The sequence below is a fragment of the Dactylosporangium sp. CA-092794 genome (genome assembly GCF_050948465.1).
Lineage (GTDB): Bacteria > Actinomycetota > Actinomycetes > Mycobacteriales > Micromonosporaceae > Dactylosporangium.
The window spans coordinates 10,656,534-10,682,117 of sequence record NZ_CP192044.1 but is presented as its reverse complement, the minus strand read 5'-3'; the positions used below and the strand labels follow the sequence as shown (position 1 = coordinate 10,682,117).

The window sequence follows — 25,584 nt, the reverse complement described above, 5'->3', positions numbered from 1 at the left end:
CGGGCGGGTGACCTCCTTCGGCGTCCTGGGCCCTCTGGAGGCTTTCCGAGATGCCGATCCGGTACCGCTACGAGGCCCCCGCCACCGCACCGTCCTCGCCCGCCTCCTGATCGCCCGCGGCCGCGTCGTCCCGATCGACGTGCTCGCCGACGACGTGTGGTCGGGCGCACCCCCGCCCGGCGCCGTGGCCGCCCTCCGCACGTTCGTCGCCGACCTGCGCCGCGCCCTGGAGCCCGGCCGCCCGCCCCGCACCCCGTCCCGCCTCCTGATCACCACCCCGCCCGGCTACGCCCTGGCGGCCACCCCGTCCGCGGTCGACGCGTGGCGCTTCGAGTCCCTCGCCACTCCGTCCGCCGCCCCGTCCCTCGCCGCCATGGAGACCGCGCTGGCCATGTGGCGCGGCCCCGCCTACGCGGAGTGGACCGACGAGGGCTGGGCCCGATCCGAGATCGACCGCCTGGAGGACCTGCGCATCCTCACGATCGAACGCCGTGCCGCGGCCCTGCTGGACCTGGACCGCGCCGCCGAGGCCGCCGCCGATCTGCGCGCCCACGCGACCGAGCACCCGCTGCGGGAGTCGGCCTGGCGCCTGCTCGCCCTGGCCCTGTACCGCGCCGACCGCCAGGCCGACGCCCTCGCCGCCCTCCGCGAGGCCCGCGCGACGCTCGCCGCCGAACTCGGCCTCGACCTCAGCCCGACCCTGCGCACCCTGGAGTCCGACATCCTGACCCAGGCCGCCCGGCTCGACGCCGCCCAGGCGCCCGTGCCCCGACCCGGCGCCTCGCCGCCCCGTTCCCCGCGGTCGTCCGCGTCTTCGCCCGACAGCGGCCCCGAGGCGCCCGTGCCGGGCCGCTCACCGCTGACGCCCTCGTCGATCGCCAGTTTGGCCGACATTTCCGACATATCAGAAATGTCGGAAATGTCGGGCTCGGCGAAGGCGGTGCGGGGGGCTGGGCAGGGATGGACGGGCGGGGCGGAGCGGCCGGCGTTGTTCGGGCGGGAGGACGAGCTGGCGGCGCTGCGCGGGGCGGCCGCCGGCGCGCGGCGATCGGGGCGGCCGGTGGTCGCGCTCGTCACGGGGGAGGCGGGGGCCGGGAAGACGGCGCTGGCCGAGGCGCTCGCCGCCGAGCTGGGCGCGGCCGGCTGGACCGTGGCGTGGGGACGCGCCGCCGAACACGAGGGAGCCTGGCCCTGGACGCAGATGGCCACCGCGCTGCGGGGCGGTGTCGAGCCCGCCGGACGGTTCGGGCTGCACCACGCCGCCGCCCGGCTCGTCGCCGAAGTCGCCGCGCAGGGCCCGGTCGCCCTCGTCGCCGATGACCTGCACTGGGCCGACGAGGACACGCTGGAGCTGCTGACGTACGTGGTCTCGGCCGTCGCCGGGCCGGTGCTGCTGCTCGGCACGGCCCGCGACGTCGAGTCAACTCCCCAGCTCACCGCCGCGCTCGCGCGACTGGCCCGGATGGAGCCGATCCGGGTGTACCTCCGCGGCTTGAACGAAACGGCGACCGCCGAACTCGCCCGCGCCGCCGCCGGCCGCGACCTCGGGCCGGCCGCGCTCGCGACGCTCCACCGCCGGGGCGGCGGCAACCCGTTCTTCACCCGCGAGCTGGCCCGCCTGGTCGCCGCCGAGGGGGAGGAGGCGCTGAGCAGCGTCCCGCCCGGCGTCCGCGACGTGATCCGGCACCGCCTCGACCGCCTCTCCGCGCCCGCGCGGGACGTGCTGCGCCGGGCGTCGGTCCTCGGCCGGGACGTCGACCCGGAGCTGCTGGCGGAGCTGCACGGCGGCCCGGTCCTCGAAGAGCTCGACGAGGCCATCGCCGCCGGTTTCCTGCCGGACGGGCGGAGGTTCGCGCACGTGCTGGTGCGCGACACGGTGTACGGCGACCTCTCCGCCCCGCGCCGCTCCGCCTGGCACGCCGCGGCCGGCGAGGCGCTGCAACGCCTGTCGCCCGACGACGCCGACGCCCTGGCCCACCACTTCACCGCCGCCGCCACCCGCGCCACCGCGCCGCGGGCCGCCCACTACTCCGCCGTCGCCGCCGAGCGCGCGGAGCGCCGCGCCAACCCCCACGAGGCCGCCCGGCTGTGGCGCCAGGCCCTGTCCGCCCTCGACCGCGCCGCCAACACCAGCCCAACCGCCACCGCCAACACCAGCCCCACCCGCGCGGCCAACGCCGCTCTCACCCGCGCCGCGGTCCGCGGTCCCGCCGCGCGAGGCGGCGACAGGCCGCAGGAGCGACTGGCGGCGATGATCGGGCTGGGCCGCGCGCTGGCCGTGGTCGGCAAGCTCGACGAGGCCCGCGAACTGCGCGCCCAAGGCCTGGCCGCCGCCGAGCGGCTCGGCGACGTGGAGAGTGTTGCGGAGGTGCTGGGCGCGTTCGACGTACCCGCAATCTGGCCGAAAAACGACGACGAGCGCCTCTCCGCCGAACTCGCCGCCGCCGCGACCCGCACCCTGGACCGCCTGCCCGGTGCCCCGCCAGCCCTGCGCGCCCGGCTGCTGGCCGTGCTCGCGCTGGAGCAGCGCGGCGCCCGGGACGACCGCGGTGCGCGGGCCGCCGCCGAGGCCGAGCGCCTGGCCCGGGCCGAGGCGGACCCGGCGCTGCTGGCCCTGGCCCTCAACGCCCGGTTCCTGCACGCGTTCGAGCGCGCCGGGCTGGCACCGCGACGGGCCGCGCTCGGCGCCGAGCTGGTCGACCTCGCCGCCCGGCACGACCTGGTCACGTTCGAGGTCCTGGGCCACCTGATCGGCCTGCAGGCCGCGTGCGCCCTCGACGACCGCCCGGCCGCCGACGCCCACGCCGAGGCCGCGGACCGCCTGGCCGAGCGCTTCGCCCTGCCGATGGTCGGCGTCTTCACGCAGTGGTACTCCGCGCTGCGCCTCGCCGCCGACGGCCGCCACGACGCCGCGGAGTCCGCCTACCGCGCCGCCGACGCCCGCCTGGCCACCGCCGCCATGCCCGGCGTGCGGGAGGGCCTGCTCGGCCTCGCGCTGCTCTCCGTCGACCGGTACACCCCGGGCGACGACCTGGGTCCGTACGAGCCGTGGGCGCGCCCCCTGCTGCTGCTCCGCGCGGACCGCCGCCCGGAGGCCGCCGCGGCGCTGCGCGCGCTGCCGCCCTCCCCGCGCGACCTGCTGCTGGAGGCGAGACTGTGCCTGGCCGCCAAGGCCGCCCGCACGCTCGGCGACCGGGAGACCGCCGCCCGCATCGCCGAAGAGCTGCGCCCGGCCGCGACCGAGCACGCGGCGGGTAGCGGCGTGCTGACCCTCGGTCCGGTCTCGGCCTATTTGTGAAAAGGCTGCGAAGATGGCGCCGTGGAAAAGTGGGTGGCGTTCCGCCGGTCGCGGCCCGAGCGGGTGGTCGAGCTCGTGCGGCAGGTCGCCGCGGCCAAGGACCCCGGCGAGCACGGCCACGGGGTCGAGGTGGTCGTCGAGGCGCCCCGGACCAAGTGGTGGAAGGCGCTGTTCAACCACGACGACCGGCTCGCCCAGGCGCGGATCGTCGTCACCCGGGAAGGGGGCGAGGTGCGGTACCCCTTCGACATCCAGCTCGTCACCGCATACGGCGGGAACGCGGCCCACCGGCTGGGCAGCCGCCCCGGCTGGGCGATGAGCAACTCGGCCGGCATGGCGTTCGTCATCCAGAAGGGGACGCACCGCACCGCGTTCGACTTCGAGGAGCTGACCGCCGGGGCCGTGGCCGCCCTGGCCAAGCTGCGCCGCAAACCCCAGGAGCGCGGCTGGCGGGCCAGGGTCGACCGTGCGGTCAAGCGGACCTAGAAGCCTGCGTCGATGGTGGCGATCTCGTCCGCGGTGAGCGAGAAGCCGAGGACGTCGAGGTTGTCCCGCATGCGGGCCTCGCGGGTGGACTTCGGGATGATCACGATGTCGTGGTGCAGCTGCCAGCGCAGCACGACCTGCGGCACCGTCACCTTGTGCGCCGAGGCGATCGCGACCAGCCGCGGGTCGTCCAGCGGCGTGTTCTTCAGCGACGAGTAGCCCTCCACCACGACCCGTCGTTGCCGCATGTCGTCGAGGAACTGCGGATCGTGCTGAGCCGGGCTCCAGGCGACCTGGTTCACCACGGGCGTCTCGCCGGTCTCCTTGACCAGCTCGTCGATCAGGGCCGTGTCGTAGTTGCTGACGCCCGCGGAGCGGATGCGCCCGGCGTCGCGCTGCTCCAGGAAGGAGATCCAGGTCGGCAGCGACCGGCCGCGCGCCGGCGGCCAGTGGATGAGCCACAGGTCGACGTAGTCGACGCCCAGGGCCTTGAGGCTCGCCTCGATGGTCTGCCGCTCCCGGCCCGACTGCGCCGGCGGCAGCTTGGTGGTGATGAAGATCTCGGTGCGCTCCACGCCGCTGTCGCGCAGCGCGCGGCCGATCTGTTCCTCGTTGCCGTACATCGTCGCCGTGTCGATGTGCCGGTAGCCGACGTCCAGCGCGGTGCGCGCCGACTCGTACGCCGACCGCCCGGTGATCTGCCACGTGCCGAAGCCGATGGTCGGCAGGTTCACGCCCGGGGCCAGTTCGACGACTGGGATCTGTAGTGCCATGCCCCCAATACTGCCCGACACTGGAGCGCATGGAGTGGGTGCGGGTGGCGGCCTCCGCCGAGGTGGGCACGGCACCGCGGGCCGTGTCGGTCGACGGGGTGCCGCTGGTCGTCCTGCGCCCGGCCGCCGACGCCCCGCCGGTCGCGTTCGCCGACCGCTGCCCGCACCGGCTGGTGCCCCTGTCGGCGGGGACGTTCGCCGGCGGCGCGCTGCAGTGCCCGTACCACGGCTGGCGCTTCGACCACAGTGGACGCTGCCTGGAGATCCCGTCCGGCGGCCCCGGCACCACCCCGCCGCCCCGCGCCGACCTGCCGCCCGGCCCGCCCGTCCGCGAGGCCGGCGGCGCGGTCTGGGTCGGCCGTGACGAGGCACGCCCGCCGGAGCCGATGCGCCTGTTGTCCAATGTGGATCCGGGCCTGGCCCACGCCTGGCATCCGGTGGCCCTGGCCGCGGAGCTACCCACCACCGCCCGCCTGCTCGATCAGGATTACACCATTTCCGTTTTCCAGGGTTTGGTACTCGTGGAGCCGGCGCCGTTCGCCGTCCAGCGGCGGTGGGGCCTCGTCTGGATCGCGCCGCTGGAGCCGCGCGAGCCGCTCTTCACCGACCCCGACGCCGAGGACGCGGCCTACGTGGGCGCCTGGCTCCCGCCCGCGCGGACCGCCATGAGCGCCGGCATCGTGGCCGACAACTTCCTCGACGTGGCCCACTTCCCGTTCGTCCACGCCGGCACGTTCGGCGCCGGCGAGGAGCGCTACGTCGAGGCCTACGAGGTGCAGGCCGAGCCCGGCGGGTGCCGCAGCGTGCAGGAACAGTGGTTCGACAACCCGGAGGACCCGGGCGTCGCGGCCGGCCTGCGCCCGGCCCGCCAGCGCCGCCGCGCCACCTACGTGCACCGGGCGCCGTTCCAGCTGATGCTGCGCTTGGAGGAGCTCGACGCGGGCGCGGTGAAGACGATCCTGTTCTTCGCCCAGCCCGAATCCGCGCACAGCACCCGCATCTACACGAAGATGCTCCTGCACGGCATCGGCGGCGTCGCCGACCCGGGCCCGGAGGTGGTGGCCCGCGAGGTCGCTTTCGAGGAGGCGGTACTCGCCGAAGACCTCGCCCTGCAGGCCCGCATGACCCTGCCCGGCCTGCCCCTCGACACCCGCGACGAGCTGCACGTCCGCGCCGACCGGCTGGGCGTCGCCCTGCGGCGCAGCCTCGTGCCGTACCGCACCTTGCCCTGAGGCGGTAGCGTGCGCCTATGTCGGATCAACCGCTGCCGGACCTCCCGCCGTTCCCGCCCGGCTTCCGCTTCGGCGTGTCCACCGCGGCCTACCAGATCGAGGGCGCCGTCGCCGAGGACGGCCGCGGACCGTCCATCTGGGACACCTTCGCCCACACCCCGGGCCGCATCCGCGACGGCCACACCGGCGACATCGCCTGCGACCACTACCACCGGTGGGAGTCCGACCTCGACCTGATCGCCCGGCTCGGCGCCGGGGCATACCGGTTCTCCATCGCCTGGCCGCGCATCCAGCCGACCGGCAGCGGCCCCGCCAACCAGGCCGGCCTCGACTTCTACGACCGCCTCGTCGACGGCCTCGCCGCCCGCGGCATCGACCAGGTCGTCACCCTGTTCCACTGGGACCTGCCCCAGGCCTTGCAGGACGAGGGCGGCTGGGCCAACCGCGACACCGCCATGCGCTTCGGCGAATACGCCGAGCTCGTCGGCGAGCGCCTCGGCGACCGGGTGAAGCTGTGGATCACCCTCAACGAGCCGTACATCCACTTCGCCCTGGGCCACGTGCAGGGCATCCACGCCCCCGGCCTGACGATGCTCACCGACCAGCTGCCGGTCGTGCACCACCTGCTGCTCGGCCACGGCCTGGCCGTGTCCGCCCTGCGCCGGACCTCCAGCGCCCCCGTCACCCTCGCGAACAACCACTCCCCGGTCTGGCCCGCCAGCGACTCGGAGGAGGACCGCACCGCCGCGATAATCTACGACATGGTGCAGAACCACCTGTTCGCCGACCCGGTCCTGCTCGGGGAGTACCCACCCGGCTACGAGCTCCTGACCACCGCCGACGTCGACTCCATCATCATGGAGGGCGACCTGGAGGTGATCTCCCAGCCGATCCAGGCCCTGGGCGTGAACTACTACAACCCGAGCCGCATCGCCGCCCCGCCCGAGGGCGACCCGTTGCCCTTCGTCCGCCTGCCCATCGACGGGTACCCGATGACGGCCTTCGACTGGCCGGTGGTCCCCGACGGCCTCCGCGAGCTGCTGGTGGGCCTGAAGGACCGCTACGGCGACAAGCTCCCGCCCATCTGGATCACCGAGAGCGGCTGCTCCTGGCCCGACCTGGACGACCGGTTCCGCATCGACTACATCGCCGGCGACCTGCGCGCCGTCCACAGCGCGATCCAGGCCGGGGTGGCGGTGCACGGCTACTGCACCTGGTCGCTGATGGACAACTTCGAGTGGGCGGAGGGCTTCCACCAGCGCTTCGGCCTGGTCCACGTCGACTTCGACACCCAGGCCCGCACCCCGCGGCGCTCCTTCGAGTGGTACCGCCAGATTTGCACCACAGCTGCACCCCGCCCGGACTTGCAGGGCGACCCGACCGGATGACACGGTGGCGCGGGCGGAATCCGTAGCGTTGCGCAGGTCAGTCGTGCGCAGTGTCGGGAGTTCGTCGTGGTCGAGCAGTACGCCGGAGCCCTCCTTTACCTGGTCCCCGTCCTGGTGGCGGCGGTGGTCGCGTTCATCGTGACCCGCCCGGATGCTTCGGCTACAGCGGACCTCGCGGACATTTCGGATATTTCGGTCACCCCGCCCGTTCGTCCTCACATCCCGGCGCAGCGCACCTACCAGCCACCGAACCGCCGCGCTGCAGCGCCGCCCGCGTCCCTGATGCATGCGGCCCTTTCGTCGCACCTGGCCGCGGTGTCACTCTCGCCGGCCACCCCCGCGGCCGTGAGCCCCACCCGCCTGGTCTCGATCCGCCGCCCCGCCCGCATCCCGCGCCGCCCGCTGTACCGCTGCCCCCACAAGCCCTGACCTGCGGTTTCCCGGCCGAAGCCTAGTTTGTGGCCACATGGCCCTAATCCTGCTACGCTGTCCGCCATGCTCGACCGCCGCTCCGGCCAGGCGCTGTACCGCCAACTCGCCGACACCTTGCGCGACCGCATCCTGGCCGGCGACCTACCGCCCGGCGGGGAACTGCCGAGCGAGGGAATCATCGCGAAGTCGTACAACATCAGCCGCGACGCCGTCCGCCAGGCCATAGCCGTCCTCCGCAGCGAGGGCCTGATCGTCACGGTCCGCGGCCGCCGCTCCTCGGTCCGCCGCCAAGCACCCCTGGAGGAGGTCCGCGCCCCCGCCGCCGCAAGAATCACGGCCCGAATGCCAACCTCGGCGGAACGCACCCACTTCGACGTCCCCGAGGGCGTCCCACTCTTGGTGGTCCAGTTCGGCGAGACCGAAGAGCTCTATGCCGCCGACCGCGTCGTAGTCTGCACCCCACCACCCCGCAAGCGGTAAGCCTCGCGGGCAGGATTCCCGAAGTGGTCAGCACGGGAAGCGAAGAACACCACCCCGTTCTCGATGTTCACGAAATACCGCGCGTCCTTACCGTAATGCTTCCCGACAAACTTCGCGTCGAGCTCATCGGTGCGCTGTTGATCCAGTCATCATCCAAGGTGCGGCTTCCCGGCGCGGGTCAGGTAGTGCTCGATCCGCATCCGCATGGACCGGTGCATCGGCAGCCGGTCGATGGCGTCCGGCGAGACCCACACGACTTCCCGCGACTCATCGCTCGGCGTCGGCTCGCCGCCCAGCGGGCGCGCGGTATAGACGATGGAGAACTCCTGCCGCACCTCATTGTTCGAGGTGTACACGATGACGTGCCTCGGGTCGGTGTAGATACCCACGAGCCCGGTAACCTCGACGTGGATCCCGGTCTCCTCGAACGTCTCCCGCACCGCGCAGTCGGTCATCGACTCACCCGGCTCCATCCCCCCGCCCGGCAGCGACCAGTTGTCGTTGTCCGCGCGATGTATCAACAACAACTCACCGGCGTCGTTGACCACCACAGCGTTGGCAGCCGGCACGACGCTGCCCGCCTTCGGAGCGGAAGGGTCGTCAAAGTAGTCAATGCGACGGCTCAAATCGGAACCTCGATCCAGTGGAATGGCGGGCCACGGCCAGTGCCGCCTCAGACACCGTAAACGCCGCCGAGGACCATTCGCGGCAGGCGGAGTGAGGTCGTGGTGTACGAGCTAGCGCCTGATCGTGCTAGCTGCTGTCAGCCGGCCGCCGCGGGCTGGGCGTCGGCGGCCAACCGGCGCGGCACCAGCGATCATCGACGCCGACCCCGGGGGCGGCGCGGCCGGCCGGTGCGAATATCGCACCCGCCGGGCGCAACCTGCGATCCGCGCGGCCGGGCCGGACGTATGTCTCCGTGATCATGATGCCCGCGCTGACCGCACACCGGGTTTGCCATGATCCCGGAGACTTGTGGTACACGGGGGTACATCAGCACTCCACGATCATGAAAAACCGTTGGTGTCGACGCCGAGTTTGCATGATCACGGAGACTTCCTGCCCCTGCGCCGGGCCCCGCGGCGTGCGGCCGCCCGACGTGTAGGACGTGATCGCCGATCGTGTCCACCCCGGGGCGACGGCCGGAAATGCAGGGGATCGCTGCGCGGTGTGCGGGGTGCCATACAGATCACCGTGCCGGCTCGAGGCGGGCACGGGGCATCGGCCGACAAGCGCTAAGCGGGTGGTCCGTGAGCATTGGGCGGTTCTTCTCCGGTGGAGGCTTACCGGCATTCGCCCAGGTCACGCCTGTTGTGTGGGCACGGTTGGGTTCGAACCAACGACCCCCCGCTTGTAAGGCGGGTGCTCTTCCACTGAGCTACGCGCCCCAAATCCCCTTGGTGAGGGATGGGTACCCAGATGTTACCCAAACCTCGCGCTCCGCCCCAGCCGGGCGTGGCCGCAGGCTACAGCGACCCGATGGCGGCGAGCCAGGCGGACTGGTCGCGGGCCCGGCTGGGCGGGGCCATCTCGGCGAAGCGGACCACCCCCGCGGTGTCGATCAGGAAGGTACCGCGGTTCGCATACCCCTTGGCCTCGTTCAGCACACCGTAAGCAGCGGCCACGGCGCCGTGGGGCCAGAAGTCGGACAGGAGGGGGAAGGTGTAGCCCTCGCGGTCGGCCCAGATCTTGTGGGCGTACGGTGAATCCACGCTCACCGTCAGTGTCGCCACGTGATCGTTCTGGAATGCCGGCAACATCTGCTGCAAGGCGGACAGCTCGCCCTGGCAGGTGCCGGTGAAGGCCAGCGGGTAGAAGACCAGCAGGACCGCCTTCTGGGGGCGGAAGGCGGCCAGCGAGACCTCCCGGTTGTTCTGGTCGCGCAGCAGGAAGTCCGGTGCCGGATCTCCGACATCCACTGTCATACCTCGACTATGCCAGCTGTCGTACGGGGGGCCTACACTCGCCCGCATGGCAGCAGGGCCGCGGCTCGGCATCGATTTCGGCACCTCCCACACCGTCGCGCTTCTGGCGTGGCCGGACGGGAGGGTGCGGCCGTTGCTGTTCGACGGGTCGCCGCTGCTGCCCTCCGCGGTGTACGCGCAGATAGACGGTGGACTACTCGTCGGGCGGGACGCATTGCACGCCGCGCGGGTCGATCCCTCCCGGTTTGAAGGTAGCCCCAAGCGGCGCATCGACGACGGTACCGTCCTGCTCGGCGATCGGGAGCTCAGCGTCCCGTCGCTCATCGGGGCCGTGCTCGGGCACGTGGCACAGGAGGCGACGCGGGTCGCGGGCGGGCCGGTGGCCGAGCTCACGCTGACCCACCCGGCCGCCTGGGGCGTGTCGCGCCGCCTCGCCCTGATCGAAGGCGCCAAACTGGCCGGGTTGCCCCAGCCCGCCCTCATGCCGGAGCCGGTCGCCGCCGCCCATTATTTCGCGGGGGTACTGCAAAAGCCGCTCACCGGCGATCAGGGTCTGCTGGTGTACGACTTCGGCGGCGGCACCTTCGACGCGAGCCTCGTCAGCCGGGCCGGAGACGGCTTCGACGTGCGGGCGGTCGACGGCATCGACGACCTCGGCGGGCTCGACCTCGACGCGCTGGTCGTGGACCACGCCCGCCAGCAGATCACCGACGCCGACGTCTGGACCCGGCTGGACAACCCGCAAAGCACCGAGGACCGCCGCCACCGCCGCATGCTCTGGGACGACGCGCGCATCGCCAAGGAGATGCTGTCGCGCAGCCAGACGGCGGCGCTGCACGTGCCCATCGCCGCGGCCGACGTGAGCATCACCCGCGAGGCGTTCGAGGAGAAGGCCCGCCCGATGCTCGATCAGACGGTGCGAACCACCGCCGCCGTCATGCGCTGGGCCAACCTCGACAAGGAGCGCCTGGCCGGCCTCTTCCTCGTCGGCGGCTCGAGCCGGGTACCACTCGTCTCCACCCTCCTGCAGCGCGAGCTCGGCCTCGCCCCGACCGTCATCGAGCAGCCCGAGCTCGTCGTCGCCGAGGGCAGCCTGCGCGCCTGGGTCAACGTCAGCCCAGCGCAGAACGCCGGCGCCCCGGCCGGACAAATCGCGCAGGCCCCGCCAAATGCCGCGGCAGGCGGCCCTGGAGCCTTCACCACCCCCGCCGCGGCGAGCGGGCTGGCCGCAGCGGCCGGGGGAGCAGCCGCCGGCGGGCCCGGCGCCTTCGGCACCCCAGCGGCAGCCGCCGGCACCCCCGGCGCCTTCAGTGCTCCTGCGGCGGCCGCTCCCGGAGCCTTCCCCGCCGGTGCGGGCGCGCCCGGAGCGTTCCCAGCGACGGGCCAGCCGCCACAGAACGCGGCCCCGCAGAACGCCCCGGCCGCCTTCCAGCAACCCCAGCCGCCACAGCACCCCCAGAACCCCCAGCAGCCGCCGCAGAACCCGCAGCAGGCCGTCCCGCAGGCCCCGGTGAGCGGCGTCCCGGTCAGCCCGGCCGCGTTCCAGCCGGGCGCCTACCCGGTCAGCGCCCCGCCCGGCACCACCCGCCCGGTGAGCGCCACCCCGGTCAGCCCCGGCGCATATCCGGGCGCTTATCCGGTCAGCGGCCCGCCCCAGGTCGCCGGCGGGCAGGCCACCCAGCCGCTGCGCCCCACGACCCCGCGGCCCGCCTACCAGCAGCCGCCGGTGTACCAGCAGCCGCAGGCCCCGCCGCCGCAGGCGTACGTCTCCCCGGCGGCCATGCCGGCCACATACGCGCCCCCGCCGCGCGAGGACCCGGTCGAGCCGCCCCGCCAGCGGCGCAGCATCGCCGTCCCGCTGCTGGTCGGCATCCTGGTCCTGGCGCTGGCCCTGGCCGGCTACGTGGTGTTCCAGAACCGCGACCACGGCGGCACCGACCAGCAGAACGCCGCCGGCTCGCCGACCCCGGCCGGCTCGGCGTCGTCGGCGGTGACCCAGCTGCCGCAGTACAGCCGCGAGTCGGTCCCGTCCTGGGTACCGTCCGGCTGGAAGGAACAGCCGGTCGGCAGCATCGACCAGCTGTGGATCTCCCGCGAGGAGTCCGAGGGCGGCCGCTGCGACGCCAACCGCGACCGGCTGCGGGTCACCACCAACGCGCTGACCGGCTGCACGCTGAAGGCCCCGCTGGACGTACCGATGCAGGACGGCAGCATCGAGGCCAAGGTCCACGTGACCTCCGGCTGCGGCGGCCTGTGGCTGCGCACCGGCGACCGCGGCTACATGCTCGGCCTGTGCGCCGACAACCATGCGCGCCTGTACAAGCTCAGCAATCGCCCCCCGGGCCAGGAAAACCTGCTCAAGGACTGGCTATTCAAACCGGCCGGCGACGACACCTACGTAGCCTTCGAGATCCAGGGCGCCGACCTGACCGTCTACCTCAACGGCAAGCAGCTAGGCCCGGTAACCGACGCCGACATCCGCAGCGGCAAGATCACCCTAGGCGCCTTCACCCTGGCCGGCGACAACACCGAGGCCGTCTTCTCCCAGGTCCGCGTCATCATGCCCGGCGACTGGCAGCCCGGCACCCAACAACAACCCACCAAAACCAAACAACCAACCCAAACCCCCTCCCCAACCAGCTCAGGTTGGTGGTCCAACACCCCCTCAGCCGCCCCCACCTCAAGACGCGCCACCCCTCTACCAACCGCCTAAAAACGCAACAGGCCGAAGGAGACCCACCCCTGCGCCGAAGGCGCCAAAAAGTTCGGCCCCACCGCGCCGAAGGCGCAACAGACAACCGCAACCCCTGCGCCGGAGGCGCAATAAGAGACCGCGACCAGGACGTCAGGGGCGCGCAGCGCGGAAAAGAGTGGCCGCGCAGCGGCCATGGGGGGTCTGGGGTGGGAACCCCCCAGGGTCAGCGCCGCGACGGAGTCGCGCGTGGCTAGCTTTCGGACCGCAACCACTGCGCCGAAGGCGCAACAAAAACCCCAGCCGCTGCGCCGAAGGCGCCATAAGGGGCCGTAACCACTGCGCCGGAGGCGCGACATGGGGGCGCGCCAACTGCGCCGGAGGCGCAATAAGAGACCTCGACCGGGACGTCAGGGGCGCGCAGCGCGGAAAAGAGTGGCCGCGGAGCGGTCATGGGGGGTCTGGGGTGGGAACCCCCCAGGCACAGCGCCGCGACGGAGTCGCGCGTGGCTAGCTTCCGGCCCCCAGCCCCTGCGCCGAAGGCGCAACAAGAAACCCCAGCCACCGCGCCGGAGGCGCATTAACACCGCAACCAAAGGCGCAAGCGTAAGCAGCGAAAGGCCGGCCGCGTCCCCAGGACGCGACCAAGCGATGTGCGGGCCGCGCCGAACAGCGCGGCCGGCAAAGCTAGCGGCGGGAGCGAGCGGCGCGAGGCGCGACCAGCCGCGCCGCGGTCCAGTCCTTGCCCGCGTTGACCGTGGAGGTCTGCTGCAACCCCGCGGTGGGCGCCGACTCGTTGATCTCGCTCGGCTCGACGTGCCCGGGACGGCCGGCCTTGGGGGTCAGCAACCACACCACGCCGTTGTCCGCCAGCGGGCCGAGCGCGTCGATGAGCGTCTCGACCAGATCGCCGTCGTCGTCGCGCCACCAGAGCAGCACCACGTCGACGACCTCGTCGGTCTCCTCGTCAACCAGGTCCCCGCACCGGTCGATCAGGACGTCGCGGAGATCCTGGTCGACGTCGTCGTCGTACCCCATCTCCATAACGACCATGCCCGGTTCGACTCCGAACCGGTCCGCCAGGCTCTTCACCTCGGCCTGACCCGCGGTCGCGTTCACTGTCCACTGCCTCCTGTCGCAACAACCACTGTTAGCGCGTAGTCCACACAGTACGGGCCGTCAACGCAAGTGGCGCACCGATGCGATCGAAAAACTCACGGCCGGAAGGTACTCGGCCGTTCAGATTACCTAGCTAGGAGCGACCTCGCTCCCTGGATGATCTGGTCCTCCGAGACCAGGACGTGGTTGGCGGCCGGGCCGAGCGGCACGAACGAGTCGACGGCGGCCACCCGGCGGGCGACACCCACATACCCGGCGTCGACCAGGGCGGCGATCACGCCCTCGCCGACGCCCCCGGAGCGGCGCGTCTCGTCGACGATGAGCACCCGGCCGGTGTCGGAGGCGTTCTTGATGATGTCGCCGACCGGCAGGGGTGACAGCCAGCGCAGGTCGACGACCCGGCAGGCGATGCCCTCGCCGGCCAGCCGGGCGGCGGCGCGCAGGGAGAGCCGCACCCCGTTGCCGAAGGTGATGATCGTCAGGTCGTCGTTCGGGCCGTTGCTGTACGCCCGGGCGCGGCCGATCGGCACGTGGATGGCCGGCCACTCGCTCGGCGGAGCGTAGTCGGAAAGCCACCAGTTGTCGTTCTCGGTGTGCAGGTCGCGGGTGTGGTACAGCGCGATCGGCTCGAGGAACACGCAGACGCTGCCGTCCACGATGGCGCTGGCCAGGCACGTGCGCAGCATGGGCGCGGCGTCCTCGGCGCGGGACGGGGCGGCCACCACCAGGCCCGGGACGTCCCGCAGCACCGCCAGGGCGTTGTCGTTGTGGAAGTGCCCGCCGAAGCCCAGCTGGTAGGCCAGCCCGGCCACCCGCACGACCATCGGGTTGTGGAAGGCGCCCTGCGAGAAGAACTGCATGGTCGCCGCCTCGCCGCGCAGCTGGTCCTCGGCGTTGTGCAGGTAGGCGAGGTACTGGATCTCGGGGACCGGCAGCATCCCGGCCAGGCCGGCGCCGAGACCCAGGCCCAGGATGCTGGTCTCGTCGAGCAGCGTGTCGAACACGCGCGTGCCGCCGAAACGGTCCCGCAGGCCCTTGGTCACCCCGTAGACGCCACCCTTCGCCGCGACGTCCTCGCCGAAGACGATCATTTGGGGGTACGCCAGCATCGCGTCGGTGAGCGTGGCGTTGATCGTCTGGGCCAGGGTCAGCGGGCCGGCCCGCTCGGGCAGCTTGCCGCCGAACGCGGCGGCGCGGGTGACCGGGTGGTGGCCGTTGGCCGTGTTGCGCGGCACGCCGGAGACCGGCCGGGCCTTCGGCTCCGACTCGGGCTCGTGCTCCCGCCCAGACTCCGCGGCCGGTGGCGGCGCCGGCTCGGGCCACTCCTCGGTGTCGGGCGGCTGCTCGGCGACCGCGACGGGGGAGCCGGGCGGCTCGGCGCCGGCCCACAGCGGCTCGCCGGGCGGCAGCGCGGGGCCGGCCGGGGTGAACTCCAGGTCGTCGTCCAGCTCGCCGTCGAGCTCCTCGGCCAGGTCGTCCGTGGCGAGGTGGGCGGCGGCGTCGCCGACCGCCCGGGAGACCCGCACCGGCCGGCGCGGGGCGAGCGGCGCGGTGACCTCCGAGGCGCTGCCGAGCTTGGGCTCGCCGAGCACCTCCTCGGCGATGCGGCGCACCTCCCAGCCGATCTCGTCGTAGCGGGTCATCAGCTCCGCCGGGGTGGCCACGCCCGCCTCCACGAGCAGCCGGGCGGTGCGCACCAGCGGGTCGTGGGCCAGGTCGCCGGCGATCTCGACGGGGGAGCGGTAGGCCATCTCGGCGTCGGCCCCGGCGTGCCCCATGAGCCGCACGGTGGTCAGGTGCAGCACGGCCGGCCGCCGGTACCGCCGGACCCACGCCGCCGCCTCCGCGGCCCGGTCGTAGGTGGCGGCGCTGTCGCAGCCGTCGGCGGCGTAGTAACGCAGGCCGGGTCGGCTGGACAGGCTGGCGGTGACCCAGCCCTCGGGGGAGCGCACGCTGATGCCCAGGCCGTTGTCCTCGCAGACGAACAGCAGCGGAAGTTTCAGCCCGATGTGGTCGCACCAGCCGGCGGTGTTGAAGGCGGCGGTGGCGGCCGCGTGGTTGATCGAGGCGTCGCCGAAGGAGCACACGACGACGGCGTCGGCGGGCCAGCCGTGGCCGCCGCCGGGCGGGTTGAGGCGCCGGCCGCGGCCCAGCGCGTAGGCCACCCCGACGGCCCGCGGCAGGTGCGAGGCGATGGTCGACGTGGTCGGGATCACGTGCAGGTCGGCGTGCCCGAAGACCTTGTGCCGGCCGCCGGCGATCGGCTCCTTCGCCGAGGCGACCACTCCGCGCAGCACGTCGCGGATCGGGTCGCTGCCGGCCACCTGGGCGGCCCGCATGCAGTAGAAACCGCCGGAGCGGTAGTGCAGCAGCGCCGGATCGGTCGGGCGCAGCGCCGCGGCGACCGCCGCGTTCCCCTCGTGGCCGGCCGAGCCGATCGTGTAGTACCCGGCGTCGAAGCTGCGCAGCCAGCGCGCGGCCAGGTCCAGGTGCCGGCTCGTCGACTGCGCGTCGTAGAGCGCGCGCGCCTGCTCCCCGGTGAGCGCGGTGTCCTCGCGGACGGGCTCGTCGATGTCGCGCGCGACCGTGGCGGCGACGAGCCCGGCGAGCTCGGCGCGGAACCGCTCGTCGAGATCCTGAGGGGTGGTCACGCTCGACAGCATGGCCGAAAACGGGCACCGGATGCCACTCAGGCCTGGTAGACCCGGCGAGTTCCGGGACTATCCGACAGCGCGGTGGGCGAGTTTCTGATACTCCTCCGAGGCCACGAACCGGGGCAGCAGCATGGCGGCGGTGACGCCGAGGTCCTTGGCGAGGCCGTCGGTGGGTGTGAGGAAGACCATGGCCTGGCCCTCGCCCAGCACCACGTCGGCCTGGGTGGCCTCGGTCGGGCCGTAGAAGACGTGCATCTCGACCTCGCCGTCGGCGGTGGTCACCGAGGGCCTGTTCTGGACGGTGTACGCCATGATCGGCCCCGCGTCCAGGCCGGTCTCCTCGAGCACCTCGCGCCGGGCCGCCTCCTCGGGCGACTCGCCCTCCTCGATCTTGCCGCCGGGCATCGACCACTGGTTGGGGGAGACCTTGGCGTGCCGGTCGCGGTGCTGCATGAGAATGCGGCCCTCGGGGTCGACGAGGAACACGACGGCGACACGACGCTCGATCACGACTCAATCCTCACGCGCGGTACCTCACAAAACACGACGACACACGGTTCACTCAGGTTCATCCCGGCAGGAAGCTGAACCTGACCTGGCGGGTGGCGTTGTCGCCGTTCGGGTCGACCAGGCACACCGACTGCCAGGTCCCCAGGGCGATCTTGCCGCCGACGACCGGCAGCGTGGCATACGGCGCGACGAACGCCGGCATCACGTGGTCGCGCCCGTGCCCGGGGGAGCCGTGCCGGTGCCCCCAGCGATCATCGGCGGGCAGCACGTCGTCGAGGGCGAGCAGCAGGTCGTCGTCGCTGCCGGCGCCGGTCTCGATGATCGCGATGCCGGCCGTGGCGTGCGGGACGAAGACGTGCAGCAGGCCGTCGCCCTCCTCGGCCACGAACCGCGCCGCCTCCTCGGTGATGTCCCGCACGGCCGGCCGGGAACCGGTCCGGACCGTGATGACCTCGGTGCGCATCCGCTCAGTCTCGCAGGCTCAGTCGGAGCTGTGGTGGTGGGACGAGCCCGAGTCCCCCGAAGAGCCCGGGTCGCTCCAGGTCGAGCTCGAGTCGCTCCAGGTCGGGCCCGGATCGTGGTGGTGGATCGGGTGCCCGTGGCTCTGCCAGTGCTCGTGCGAGCTATGGGTCGAATGTCCGGAGTCCGGGTTGGTCGCGGCGAAGGTACTGCCGTCCGGGGTCCAGTTCGCGTCGAGCGGGCTCGTGGAGTACCCCGGCGAAGAAGACGAACCGCCGGACCCGCCCTTGATCGTGGGCAGGGCGCCCCGCCGGATCACCAGCACCACGACCAGCACCACGGTGACGAGGGCGAGCGTGACGATCCCGCAGGGCAGCAGCAGCCACCAGGTCGAGTTCTCGGACACGGCCCGCACCGTAGCCGACGGCGGCAACTGAGATACTTGAACCGTCGCCCTCGCGTCAATGACGGGCCGCCACAGAGGTTACCGGCCGGTATCGTGTCGCGCGTCGCAGTTGGCGCCCCGTAGACGTGACGGACGGCACCGAAGGCAGGCAGGATGGGACATGGGCTCACCAACGGCCATGAACCATCCTGAGCCACACCCGAGGCCACCCAGACCGGTCGCAGCGCCCGACGCCATTCGCGGCGGCACCCCCGGTCGCTAGCAACCAGAAGGAACGCCTGTGTCCACCGAACGCAAGCGCCCGGTGATCAGCGACGGCCTACCGAGCCAGCTGCCCGACATCGACCCCGAAGAGACGAACGAGTGGGTCGAGTCACTGGACGGCGTGATCGACGAGCGCGGCCCCAAGCGCGCCCGTTACGTCATGCTGCGTCTGCTGGAGCGCGCGCGGGAGCGACAGGTCGGCGTCCCGCCGCTCACCACCACCGACTACATCAACACGATCCCGCCCGAGCGGGAGCCGTGGTTCCCCGGTAACGAGCACGTCGAGCGGCGGATCCGCGCCTACATCCGGTGGAACGCCGCGATGCTGGTGCAGCGGGCCCAGCGTCCCGACGTGGGCGTGGGCGGGCACATCTCGACCTTCGCCAGCGCCGCCAGCCTCTACGAGGTCGGCTTCAACCACTTCTTCCGGGGCAAGGACCACCCGGGCGGCGGCGACCAGGTGTTCTTCCAGGGCCACGCGTCCCCGGGCATGTATGCGCGGGCGTTCATGGAGGGCCGGCTGTCCGAGGCTCAGCTCGACGGCTTCCGCCAGGAGCTGTCGCACCGCGGCCTCGGCGGCGGCCTGCCGAGCTACCCGCACCCGCGGCTCATGCCGGGCTTCTGGGAGTTCCCGACGGTCTCCATGGGCCTCGGCGGCATCAACGCGATCTACCAGGCCCGGTTCAACCGCTACCTGCACAACCGCGGCTTCAAGGACACCAGCGACCAGCACGTATGGGCCTTCCTCGGCGACGGCGAGATGGACGAGCCCGAGTCGATCGGCGCGATCGGCGTCGCGGCCCGCGAGGAGCTTGACAACCTCACCTTCGTGATCAACTGCAACCTGCAGCGCCTCGACGGCCCGGTCCGCGGCAACGGCAAGGTCATGCAGGAGCTGGAGGCGTTCTTCCGCGGCGCCGGCTGGAACGTGATCAAGGTCGTCTGGGGCCGCGAGTGGGACCCGCTGCTCGCCGCCGACACCGACGGCGCCCTGGTCAACCTCATGAACGTCACGCCCGACGGCGACTACCAGACCTACAAGGCCGAGTCCGGCGCCTACGTGCGCGAGCACTTCTTCGGCCGCGACCCGCGCACCCGCAAGATGGTCGAGCACCTCACCGACGACGAGATCTGGAACCTCAAGCGCGGCGGGCACGACTACCGCAAGCTCTACGCGGCGTACAAGGCCGCCACCGAGCACACCGGGCAGCCGACGGTCATCCTGGCCAAGACCATCAAGGGCTGGACGCTCGGCTCCCACTTCGAGGGCCGCAACGCCACCCACCAGATGAAGAAGCTGACCCTGCAGGACGTCAAGGACTTCCGGGACCGGCTGTATCTCGACATCCCCGACAGCGCGATCGGCGAGAACCCGTACGCGGTGCCGTACTACCGCCCGGACGAGAAGTCCGACGAGATGGAGTACATGTTCGAGCGCCGCCGCGCCCTGGGCGGCCCGGTGCCCAACCGGCGCACCACCCACATCCCGCTGCAGCTGCCCGACAGCTCGGTCTACGGCGACATCAAGCGCGGCTCGGGCAAGCAGAAGGTCGCCACCACGATGGCCTTCGTGCGCATGCTCAAGGACCTCATGCGCGACAAGGGCATGGGCAGCCGCTGGGTGCCGGTCATCCCCGACGAGGCCCGCACCTTCGGCATGGACTCGCTCTTCCCGACCGCGAAGATCTACTCGCCGCACGGGCAGAACTACACGCCGGTCGACCGCGAGCTGTTCCTGTCCTACCGCGAGTCGACCAGCGGCCAGATCCTGCACGAGGGCATCAACGAGGCCGGCTCGGTGGCGTCGTTCACCGCCGCCGCGACCAGCTACGCCACGCACGGGCAGCCGATCATCCCGGTGTACATCTTCTACTCGATGTTCGGCTTCCAGCGCACCGCCGACGGCATCTGGGCCGCCGCCGACCAGATGTCGCGCGGCTTCATGCTCGGCGCCACCGCCGGCCGCACCACCCTCAACGGCGAGGGCCTGCAGCACGAGGACGGCCACTCGCTGCTCATCGCCGCGACCAACCCGGCCGTGGTGGCCTACGACCCGCCCTTCGCCTACGAGATCGCGCACATCACCGAGAACGCCGTCAACCGCATGTACGGCGAGGCCCCCGAGGACCTCATCTACTACCTGACGGTCTACAACGAGCCGATCTTCCAGCCGGCCGAGCCCGAGGGCGTCGACGTCGACGGCCTGCTCCGCGGCCTGTACCGCTACGCCCCAGCACCGATCGCCGAGGGCCCGAAGGCGCAGCTGCTGGCCTCGGGCACGGGCATGCAGTGGGCGCTCAAGGCCCAGAAGCTCCTCGCCGAGGAGTGGGGCGTGGCCGCCGACGTCTGGTCGGCCACGTCGTGGACGGAGCTGCGCCGCGACGCGGTCCGCGCCGAGGAGCACAACCTGCTCCACCCGGCCGACGAGCCCCAGATCCCCTACGTGACCCGCGTCCTGCAGGACACGCAGGGCCCGGTCGTCGCGGTGAGCGACTTCATGCGCGCGGTGCCGGACCTGATCGCCCGCTGGGTACCCAACGACTACACCTCGCTGGGCACCGACGGCTTCGGCCTGTCCGACACCCGCCACGCCCTGCGCCGCCACTTCCACGTGGACGCCGAGTCCATCGTGGTGGCCGCGCTGCGCCAACTCGCCCGCCGCGGCGAGGTCCCGCCCACCACCGCGGCCGAGGCCGCGAAGAAGTACGCCATCGACGACGTGAACGCCGCCCCGGTCGGCGAAACCGGCGGCGACTCGTAACCCAAACCCCCCAACCCGCCGCCCGGCCCGCTCATCAGGACCGGGCGGCGATTTTTGCTCCGGCCCGCGCAACTGACGACCGTTCCTGCCGTGAGCGCCTGCTCTGGGTCGGTTCTTGCGAAGCTCAACCGAGCCAGAGCGGGCGAGCCGGGCCGGGCGAGCCGGGCCGGGCGAGCCGGGCCGGGCGAGCCGGGCCGGGCGAACCGGGCCGGGCGAACCGGGCCGGGCGAACCGGGCCGGGGCCCAGCTTCGCTGGCCCCGGCCCTGCCAGGTCCGCGCTGCCAAGCCCGCAGCCTCCGCCCGCACGGCGTGGTGCACCTGCTCGGAGCCGCTCCGGCTGTCGCCGTGCTCATGTCGGCTGACGTCAGCCGCCCGGCCGCAACCGCCCGCCGCCCGGTCGTGCCTGCCCCGCCGCCAGCAGACCATCCGCGCCGCCCCCGGACGCCGCGGTGTCGCACCCGGCGGGCGCACCATCCGATCCGCGCGCCCGGCCGGACGTATGTCTCCGTGATCATGATGCTCGCGGTGACCGCACGCTGGGTTTGCCATGATCCCGGAGACTTGTGGTACACGGGGGTACATCAACCCTCCGTGATCATGAAAAACCGTTGGTGCCGGTGCCGGCTGCGGCATGATCACGGAGACTTCCGGTCGCCCTTTCGGCCGAATGGCCGGTCGAAACCCGGCGTGACATATCGCTGGTATTCTTCCCGGCCCGCAAAGCCTCCGGGCCGGCCCTGCCGAGAGCCCGGCGGATCGATCGGCCCCTATATTATGGCGCGCCGCGGCTACAGTGCCTCGCATGAGGCCATTGACGGTCACCGTGGTCGCGGCATTGCTACTGGCCACCGCCGGCTGCGCGACGGAGCAGCGGGCGCCGGGATGCGCGCCGCCGCCCAACGAGGACCGTTTGCTCGCCGAGTACGCGAGCGACCCGGTGCTGGCCGTGAAACCCGACGGCGCGACCCAGGTCGGCCAGGCGCACCGCAGCAAGGCGTGCGTCCAGCTGAGCAGGGAGGACGTCTCGGCGACGTCGGTAACGCTGCGGTTCCAGTCGTCCCGCGACTACGACGCGGCCGCATTGCGCCGCACCTACGAACCTGCGGCCCAGAAAAAGGGGTGGCTCGCCGACAAACCACCACCGGGCCCAGAACCGCCGCCGGGTGACGTCTATCTCCAGTACTGCCGCAGGGTCGAGAACGTCACCAGCGTGTTGGTCGTCCACTCACAGCCGGTCCGCCGGACAGACGTCCGCCCCAGCGGCCCAGACCGACCGGCGAGTCCGGTGTGGCACGAGGAGCCAGGCGGCATCTACCTCACCATCACGGCCGAGCCGGCTCGCCCCTCATGCCAGACCACGACACCGTAGGACCGGCGCCCGCTCGGCCGGCGAACTGGGCCCTGCGCGCCGTTGATGCCCAACGGCGAGCGCTACCCCGATCGGACGACGCGGACCGCGCGGTAGCCATAGCCGTCCTGCCCTGGTGATTCCCACTCCAGCTGTACCACTTCTCCCGGACGCAACGCCCGATAGCCCGGCATGTCGATGCCGCTGAAGTGCGTCCAGCAGCCACCGGGAGTGTCGGGCGAATCGAGGACGCCCCAGCCCTCCTCGTCGCGCCACTCGCGCACCGTCGCGGTCGTCGTGCCGGTGGCCCTGCGGCTTGTCATTCCCGCGCCCTCCGCTGCGGTCCGAGCCGAACCCATCGTTGCGAGGATATCTTCGTTACCGATATGTTCGTGCCTGCGACCGACATCGACGCCATGGCCGCGGAACTCGTTTCGACCACCGAGGCGGCTGCGGCAATCGGCAACACTGCGGCGGTGTCGCAGTGTCTCGTTGAGTGGCGGCACACGGCCGAGATCCACGCCGACCCTGACCTCTACCGAGCGCTGACAACACAGCCACTCGACGACTTCGGACCGGTGACCCGACCGGAGGAGCACTGAGCGCCAAGCGCGGCGACCGGGCAGCCCCGCCACCACGCCCCGGGGGCTACGCCCTGCGCTTCGCCTCCAACGACGCCGCCAAAGGTTGGGAAGACCTGTGCCGGCAGGCTGCCGCAAACACCCGCACGGCGTTCGACGCGATCGAAGCCGACCCGTGCCCCGCTGTGCCCACCGCGCGACAGCACCCCCTCAAAGGCAGCCTCTCCACCGACACGTACGGCGGAAAAACCCTGGCCCAATGGCAGTACGAAGTCACTTCCGGCGGCCGGGTCTGGTACTGGTCGACCACGAGACCCGCACGTGCTGGATCAAGCATGCCGGCACCGGCCATCCGAAAGCGACGGATTGACCCGCGCCAAGGGCTCCGAGATCGGGGCACGGAGTACGGGAACGACGGACGAGTCGACCTGTACGCCGGGTTCTGTCCCCGCCTTGCGGCAGGGGGCGGCCATCCATCTCGGCCTGCCGTTGCCGGCAGGCTCCAGCGGTCTACCCGCAGGCTCGGGCGGGCCGCCCTCAAGCGCCTGCGCAGGCCGGGCCCGTTTGGGCCGGCCCTTTTGACCTTGCTCCGGGTGGGGTTTACCGAGCCGCCCCGGTCGCCCGGGGCGCTGGTGGGCTCTTACCCCGCCGTTTCACCCTTACCCAGGCCGGCTGGCCTGGGCGGTTTGCTTTCTGTGGCACTGTCCCGCGGGTCGCCCCGGGTTGCCGTTAACAACCACCCTGCCCTGTGGAGCCCGGACGTTCCTCGGCGGCAACCCGTAGGTGCCGACGCGGCCGCCCGGTCGACTCGTCCGTCGTTCTGACTATGGTAGTCAAACCATGAACCTCCCCGACATCGCGCTCCTGTCCGTGGCCGGATTGGCGGCCGGGACCGTCAACGCGATCGCCGGGGGCGGGTCGCTCATCACGTTCCCGGCGCTGATCGCGACCGGGCTGCCGCCCGTGGCGGCGAACGTCACCAACACGACGTCGGTCTTTCCGGGGTACGCCGCGTCCGTCTACGGCAGCCGGACCGACCTGGCGGAACTGGCCCACGCGGGGCGGCGGCGGCTGTTGCTGAGCCTGCTGCCGACGGCCGTGGTCGCGGCCGCGCTCGGGTGCGCGCTGCTGCTGCTGACGCCGCCGGCGGCGTTCGACGTCGTGGTTCCCTTTCTGGTACTCGGGGCGGCCGCCGTGCTGGCCCTCCAGGATCGGCTGCGGCGGCTCGTGGGGCATCCGCGGGAGATGTCGGCCCGGCGGCAGCGGCTGAGCCTGCACGCGATGGTGTTCGCCGGGTCGGTGTACGGCGGGTACTTCGGCGCCGCGCTCGGTGTGATGCTGGTCGCGGCGCTGGGGCTGGTGCTGGACGAGTCCATGGCGCGGGTCAGCGCGCTCAAGAACGTCATCTCGGCGCTCGGCGGGCTCGTCGGGGTGCTCGCGTTCGCGCTGTTCGGGCCGGTCGACTGGGCCGACGTGGCGGTGGTGGCGCCGGCGGCGCTGGTCGGCGGCTACGTGGGCGCGCGGCTGGCCCGGCGGCTGCCCAGCGCCGTGCTCAAGGGGCTGATCGTCGTGTTCGGCGGGGTCGTCGGGCTGGTGCTGCTCTACCGCGCGTTCTTCTAGGCCAGGTGCGCCGTCTCGTTGACCACGCGGACCCCACGCCGCCGTCCGGCTAGGCCAGGTGGGCCGTCTCGTTGACCACGCGGACCGCCACGCCGCCGTCCGGCCACGAGTCGACCAGCGAGAGGCCGGCCGGGTCCAGATACAACCGATACAGGAACGAGTCGCTCGCCGCCAGCGCGTCGCGCAGCAGGAGCTTGATCGGCGTGACGTGGCTGACGACGGCGATCTGCCGCCCGGCATGCTGCTCCTGCAGCCGCCGCACGGCCCGCCGCACGCGCATCGCCACCTGCTGGAACGACTCGCCGCCGGGGGGCGCCACGGCGGTCGAGGCGAGCCAGCGGTCCTGCTCGGCGGCGTAACGCTCCCGGACCTCGGCGTAGGTGAGCCCCTCCCACTCGCCGAAGTCGCACTCGATGAGATCGTCTTCCACCTGAATTGGTACCTCACCGAAGGCGGCGGCCGTCTCGAGACAGCGCTTGAGCGGCGAGCTGATCACGGCGGCCAGATCCGGCGCGAGCTGCCGGGCCCGGGCGGCGGCCCGGGCGGCCTGCTCGTGGCCGGCGTCGGAGAGCGGGATGTCGCCGCGGCCGGAGTAGCGCTTCTCGGCGGTGTACGGCGTCTGCCCGTGCCGCAGCACCACCATCCGCAGCGGCGAGCCCGTCGACGGCGGCGACCAGGAGCGCACCTCGGCCGGCCTGGGCGGCGCCTCGGACGAGGCCGCCGTCGCGGACGGGTCGGCCACGGCCGGCGGGTCGAGCTTGCCGTCCATCGCCTCGTTCGCCAGCCGGTCGGCGTGCTTGTTCTGCTCGCGCGGGATCCAGGAGTACGAAATCCGGGAGAACGAACCGGCCAGGGAGCGGGCCTGCTCCGCCAAGGGGCGCAGGCCCGGGTGCTTGATCTGCCAGCGGCCCGACATCTGCTCGACGACGAGCTTGGAGTCCATCCGCACCTCGGCCTCGTCGGCGCCCAGCTCACGGGCGGCGCGCAGGCCGGCGATGAGGCCCGAGTACTCGGCCACGTTGTTCGTGGTCACGCCCAGCGCGCCGCAGCGCTCGGCGAGGACCTCGCCGGTCGCATCGCGCACCACGGCGCCGTAGCCGGCCGGGCCGGGATTGCCGCGCGAACCGCCGTCGGCCTCGACCACCACCCGCATCCG

The 25,584-nt window shown here is 72.3% G+C and carries 21 protein-coding genes, 1 tRNA gene and 1 other RNA gene; 11 read left to right on the top strand and 12 right to left on the bottom strand.

The features are described from left to right. The first annotated feature begins 7 nt into the window (after positions 1-7). Positions 8-3,298: a BTAD domain-containing putative transcriptional regulator gene (locus ACQPXD_RS46060; protein ID WP_432829744.1), complete on the top strand. Its 3,291-nt coding sequence runs from the start codon at positions 8-10 to the stop codon at positions 3,296-3,298. Positions 3,299-3,319: 21 nt separating this feature from the next. Next, positions 3,320-3,784 (top strand): hypothetical protein, encoded by a 465-nt coding sequence (locus ACQPXD_RS46055; protein ID WP_432829742.1) that lies wholly within the window; start codon positions 3,320-3,322, stop codon positions 3,782-3,784. Here the strand turns inward: ACQPXD_RS46055 and ACQPXD_RS46050 are convergent. Continuing rightward, entirely contained in the window at positions 3,781-4,557 is a 777-nt protein-coding gene (locus ACQPXD_RS46050) for an aldo/keto reductase (protein ID WP_432829740.1), read from the bottom strand. The genes ACQPXD_RS46055 and ACQPXD_RS46050 overlap by 4 nt on opposite strands. A gap of 29 nt (positions 4,558-4,586) precedes the next feature. On the opposite strand from ACQPXD_RS46050, the gene ACQPXD_RS46045 reads away from it, so the two are divergent. From ACQPXD_RS46045 to ACQPXD_RS46030, 4 genes are all read left to right on the top strand, one after another. Then, positions 4,587-5,789, top strand: a complete 1,203-nt coding sequence (locus ACQPXD_RS46045) for a Rieske 2Fe-2S domain-containing protein (RefSeq protein WP_432829738.1) — start codon at positions 4,587-4,589, stop codon at positions 5,787-5,789. A 17-nt stretch (positions 5,790-5,806) separates the two neighbouring features. After that, positions 5,807-7,177 (top strand): GH1 family beta-glucosidase, encoded by a 1,371-nt coding sequence (locus tag ACQPXD_RS46040; RefSeq protein ID WP_432829736.1) that lies wholly within the window; start codon positions 5,807-5,809, stop codon positions 7,175-7,177. 66 nt (positions 7,178-7,243) lie between these two features. Next, positions 7,244-7,606 carry a hypothetical protein gene (locus tag ACQPXD_RS46035; RefSeq protein WP_432829734.1) on the top strand — a complete coding sequence of 121 codons (363 nt, stop codon included), beginning with the start codon at positions 7,244-7,246 and terminating at the stop codon, positions 7,604-7,606. 66 nt (positions 7,607-7,672) lie between these two features. Next, positions 7,673-8,089 carry a winged helix-turn-helix domain-containing protein gene (locus ACQPXD_RS46030; protein WP_432829732.1) on the top strand — a complete coding sequence of 139 codons (417 nt, stop codon included), beginning with the start codon at positions 7,673-7,675 and terminating at the stop codon, positions 8,087-8,089. A 149-nt stretch (positions 8,090-8,238) separates the two neighbouring features. On the opposite strand, the gene ACQPXD_RS46025 is transcribed toward ACQPXD_RS46030, so the two are convergent. The 3 genes from ACQPXD_RS46025 to ACQPXD_RS46015 all read right to left on the bottom strand — a co-directional run bounded on the left by ACQPXD_RS46025 (position 8,239) and on the right by ACQPXD_RS46015 (position 10,014). After that, positions 8,239-8,715, bottom strand: coding sequence for an NUDIX hydrolase (locus ACQPXD_RS46025; RefSeq protein WP_432829730.1), 477 nt, complete (start codon positions 8,713-8,715; stop codon positions 8,239-8,241). 690 nt (positions 8,716-9,405) lie between these two features. After that, positions 9,406-9,477 (bottom strand) — tRNA-Val (locus ACQPXD_RS46020). 78 nt (positions 9,478-9,555) lie between these two features. After that, a complete protein-coding gene (locus ACQPXD_RS46015; protein WP_432829728.1) occupies positions 9,556-10,014 on the bottom strand; it encodes a peroxiredoxin in 459 nt (152 codons plus the stop codon). A gap of 46 nt (positions 10,015-10,060) precedes the next feature. On the opposite strand from ACQPXD_RS46015, the gene ACQPXD_RS46010 reads away from it, so the two are divergent. After that, positions 10,061-12,727 (top strand): Hsp70 family protein, encoded by a 2,667-nt coding sequence (locus ACQPXD_RS46010; protein WP_432829726.1) that lies wholly within the window; start codon positions 10,061-10,063, stop codon positions 12,725-12,727. A 666-nt stretch (positions 12,728-13,393) separates the two neighbouring features. On the opposite strand, the gene ACQPXD_RS46005 is transcribed toward ACQPXD_RS46010, so the two are convergent. The 5 genes from ACQPXD_RS46005 to ACQPXD_RS45985 all read right to left on the bottom strand — a co-directional run bounded on the left by ACQPXD_RS46005 (position 13,394) and on the right by ACQPXD_RS45985 (position 17,854). Then, positions 13,394-13,825: a DUF3052 domain-containing protein gene (locus ACQPXD_RS46005; protein WP_345128772.1), complete on the bottom strand. Its 432-nt coding sequence runs from the start codon at positions 13,823-13,825 to the stop codon at positions 13,394-13,396. 125 nt (positions 13,826-13,950) lie between these two features. Then, complete coding sequence (locus ACQPXD_RS46000; protein WP_432829724.1) at positions 13,951-16,488, bottom strand: thiamine pyrophosphate-dependent enzyme; 2,538 nt, start codon at positions 16,486-16,488, stop codon at positions 13,951-13,953. A 57-nt stretch (positions 16,489-16,545) separates the two neighbouring features. After that, complete coding sequence (locus ACQPXD_RS45995; RefSeq protein ID WP_432829722.1) at positions 16,546-16,989, bottom strand: NUDIX hydrolase; 444 nt, start codon at positions 16,987-16,989, stop codon at positions 16,546-16,548. A gap of 58 nt (positions 16,990-17,047) precedes the next feature. After that, a complete protein-coding gene (locus ACQPXD_RS45990) occupies positions 17,048-17,452 on the bottom strand; it encodes a YjbQ family protein (RefSeq protein WP_432829720.1) in 405 nt (134 codons plus the stop codon). A gap of 18 nt (positions 17,453-17,470) precedes the next feature. After that, positions 17,471-17,854: a hypothetical protein gene (locus ACQPXD_RS45985; RefSeq protein ID WP_432829718.1), complete on the bottom strand. Its 384-nt coding sequence runs from the start codon at positions 17,852-17,854 to the stop codon at positions 17,471-17,473. Positions 17,855-18,134: 280 nt separating this feature from the next. Between ACQPXD_RS45985 and aceE the strand changes: the two genes are divergently transcribed. Together aceE and ACQPXD_RS45975 are read left to right on the top strand one after the other, a co-directional pair. Continuing rightward, positions 18,135-20,879: a pyruvate dehydrogenase (acetyl-transferring), homodimeric type gene (aceE, locus tag ACQPXD_RS45980; protein WP_432829716.1), complete on the top strand. Its 2,745-nt coding sequence runs from the start codon at positions 18,135-18,137 to the stop codon at positions 20,877-20,879. Between the two features lie 802 nt (positions 20,880-21,681). Continuing rightward, positions 21,682-22,248 (top strand): hypothetical protein, encoded by a 567-nt coding sequence (locus ACQPXD_RS45975; protein ID WP_432829714.1) that lies wholly within the window; start codon positions 21,682-21,684, stop codon positions 22,246-22,248. A 62-nt stretch (positions 22,249-22,310) separates the two neighbouring features. Here ACQPXD_RS45975 and ACQPXD_RS45970 read toward each other — a convergent pair whose 3' ends face one another. Beyond that, a complete protein-coding gene (locus ACQPXD_RS45970) occupies positions 22,311-22,550 on the bottom strand; it encodes a hypothetical protein (protein ID WP_432829712.1) in 240 nt (79 codons plus the stop codon). A gap of 69 nt (positions 22,551-22,619) precedes the next feature. Between ACQPXD_RS45970 and ACQPXD_RS45965 the strand changes: the two genes are divergently transcribed. After that, positions 22,620-22,829: a hypothetical protein gene (locus ACQPXD_RS45965; protein ID WP_432829710.1), complete on the top strand. Its 210-nt coding sequence runs from the start codon at positions 22,620-22,622 to the stop codon at positions 22,827-22,829. A gap of 394 nt (positions 22,830-23,223) precedes the next feature. Here ACQPXD_RS45965 and rnpB read toward each other — a convergent pair. Further along, positions 23,224-23,619: RNase P RNA component class A (gene rnpB / locus ACQPXD_RS45960), an RNA gene on the bottom strand. 29 nt (positions 23,620-23,648) lie between these two features. Between rnpB and ACQPXD_RS45955 the strand changes: the two genes are divergently transcribed. After that, on the top strand, positions 23,649-24,428 hold the full coding sequence (locus ACQPXD_RS45955; RefSeq protein WP_432829708.1) for a sulfite exporter TauE/SafE family protein: 780 nt from the start codon (positions 23,649-23,651) through the stop codon (positions 24,426-24,428). A 49-nt stretch (positions 24,429-24,477) separates the two neighbouring features. On the opposite strand, the gene ACQPXD_RS45950 is transcribed toward ACQPXD_RS45955, so the two are convergent. Next, entirely contained in the window at positions 24,478-25,581 is a 1,104-nt protein-coding gene (locus tag ACQPXD_RS45950; RefSeq protein ID WP_432829706.1) for a bifunctional RNase H/acid phosphatase, read from the bottom strand. Positions 25,582-25,584 lie beyond the last annotated feature (3 nt).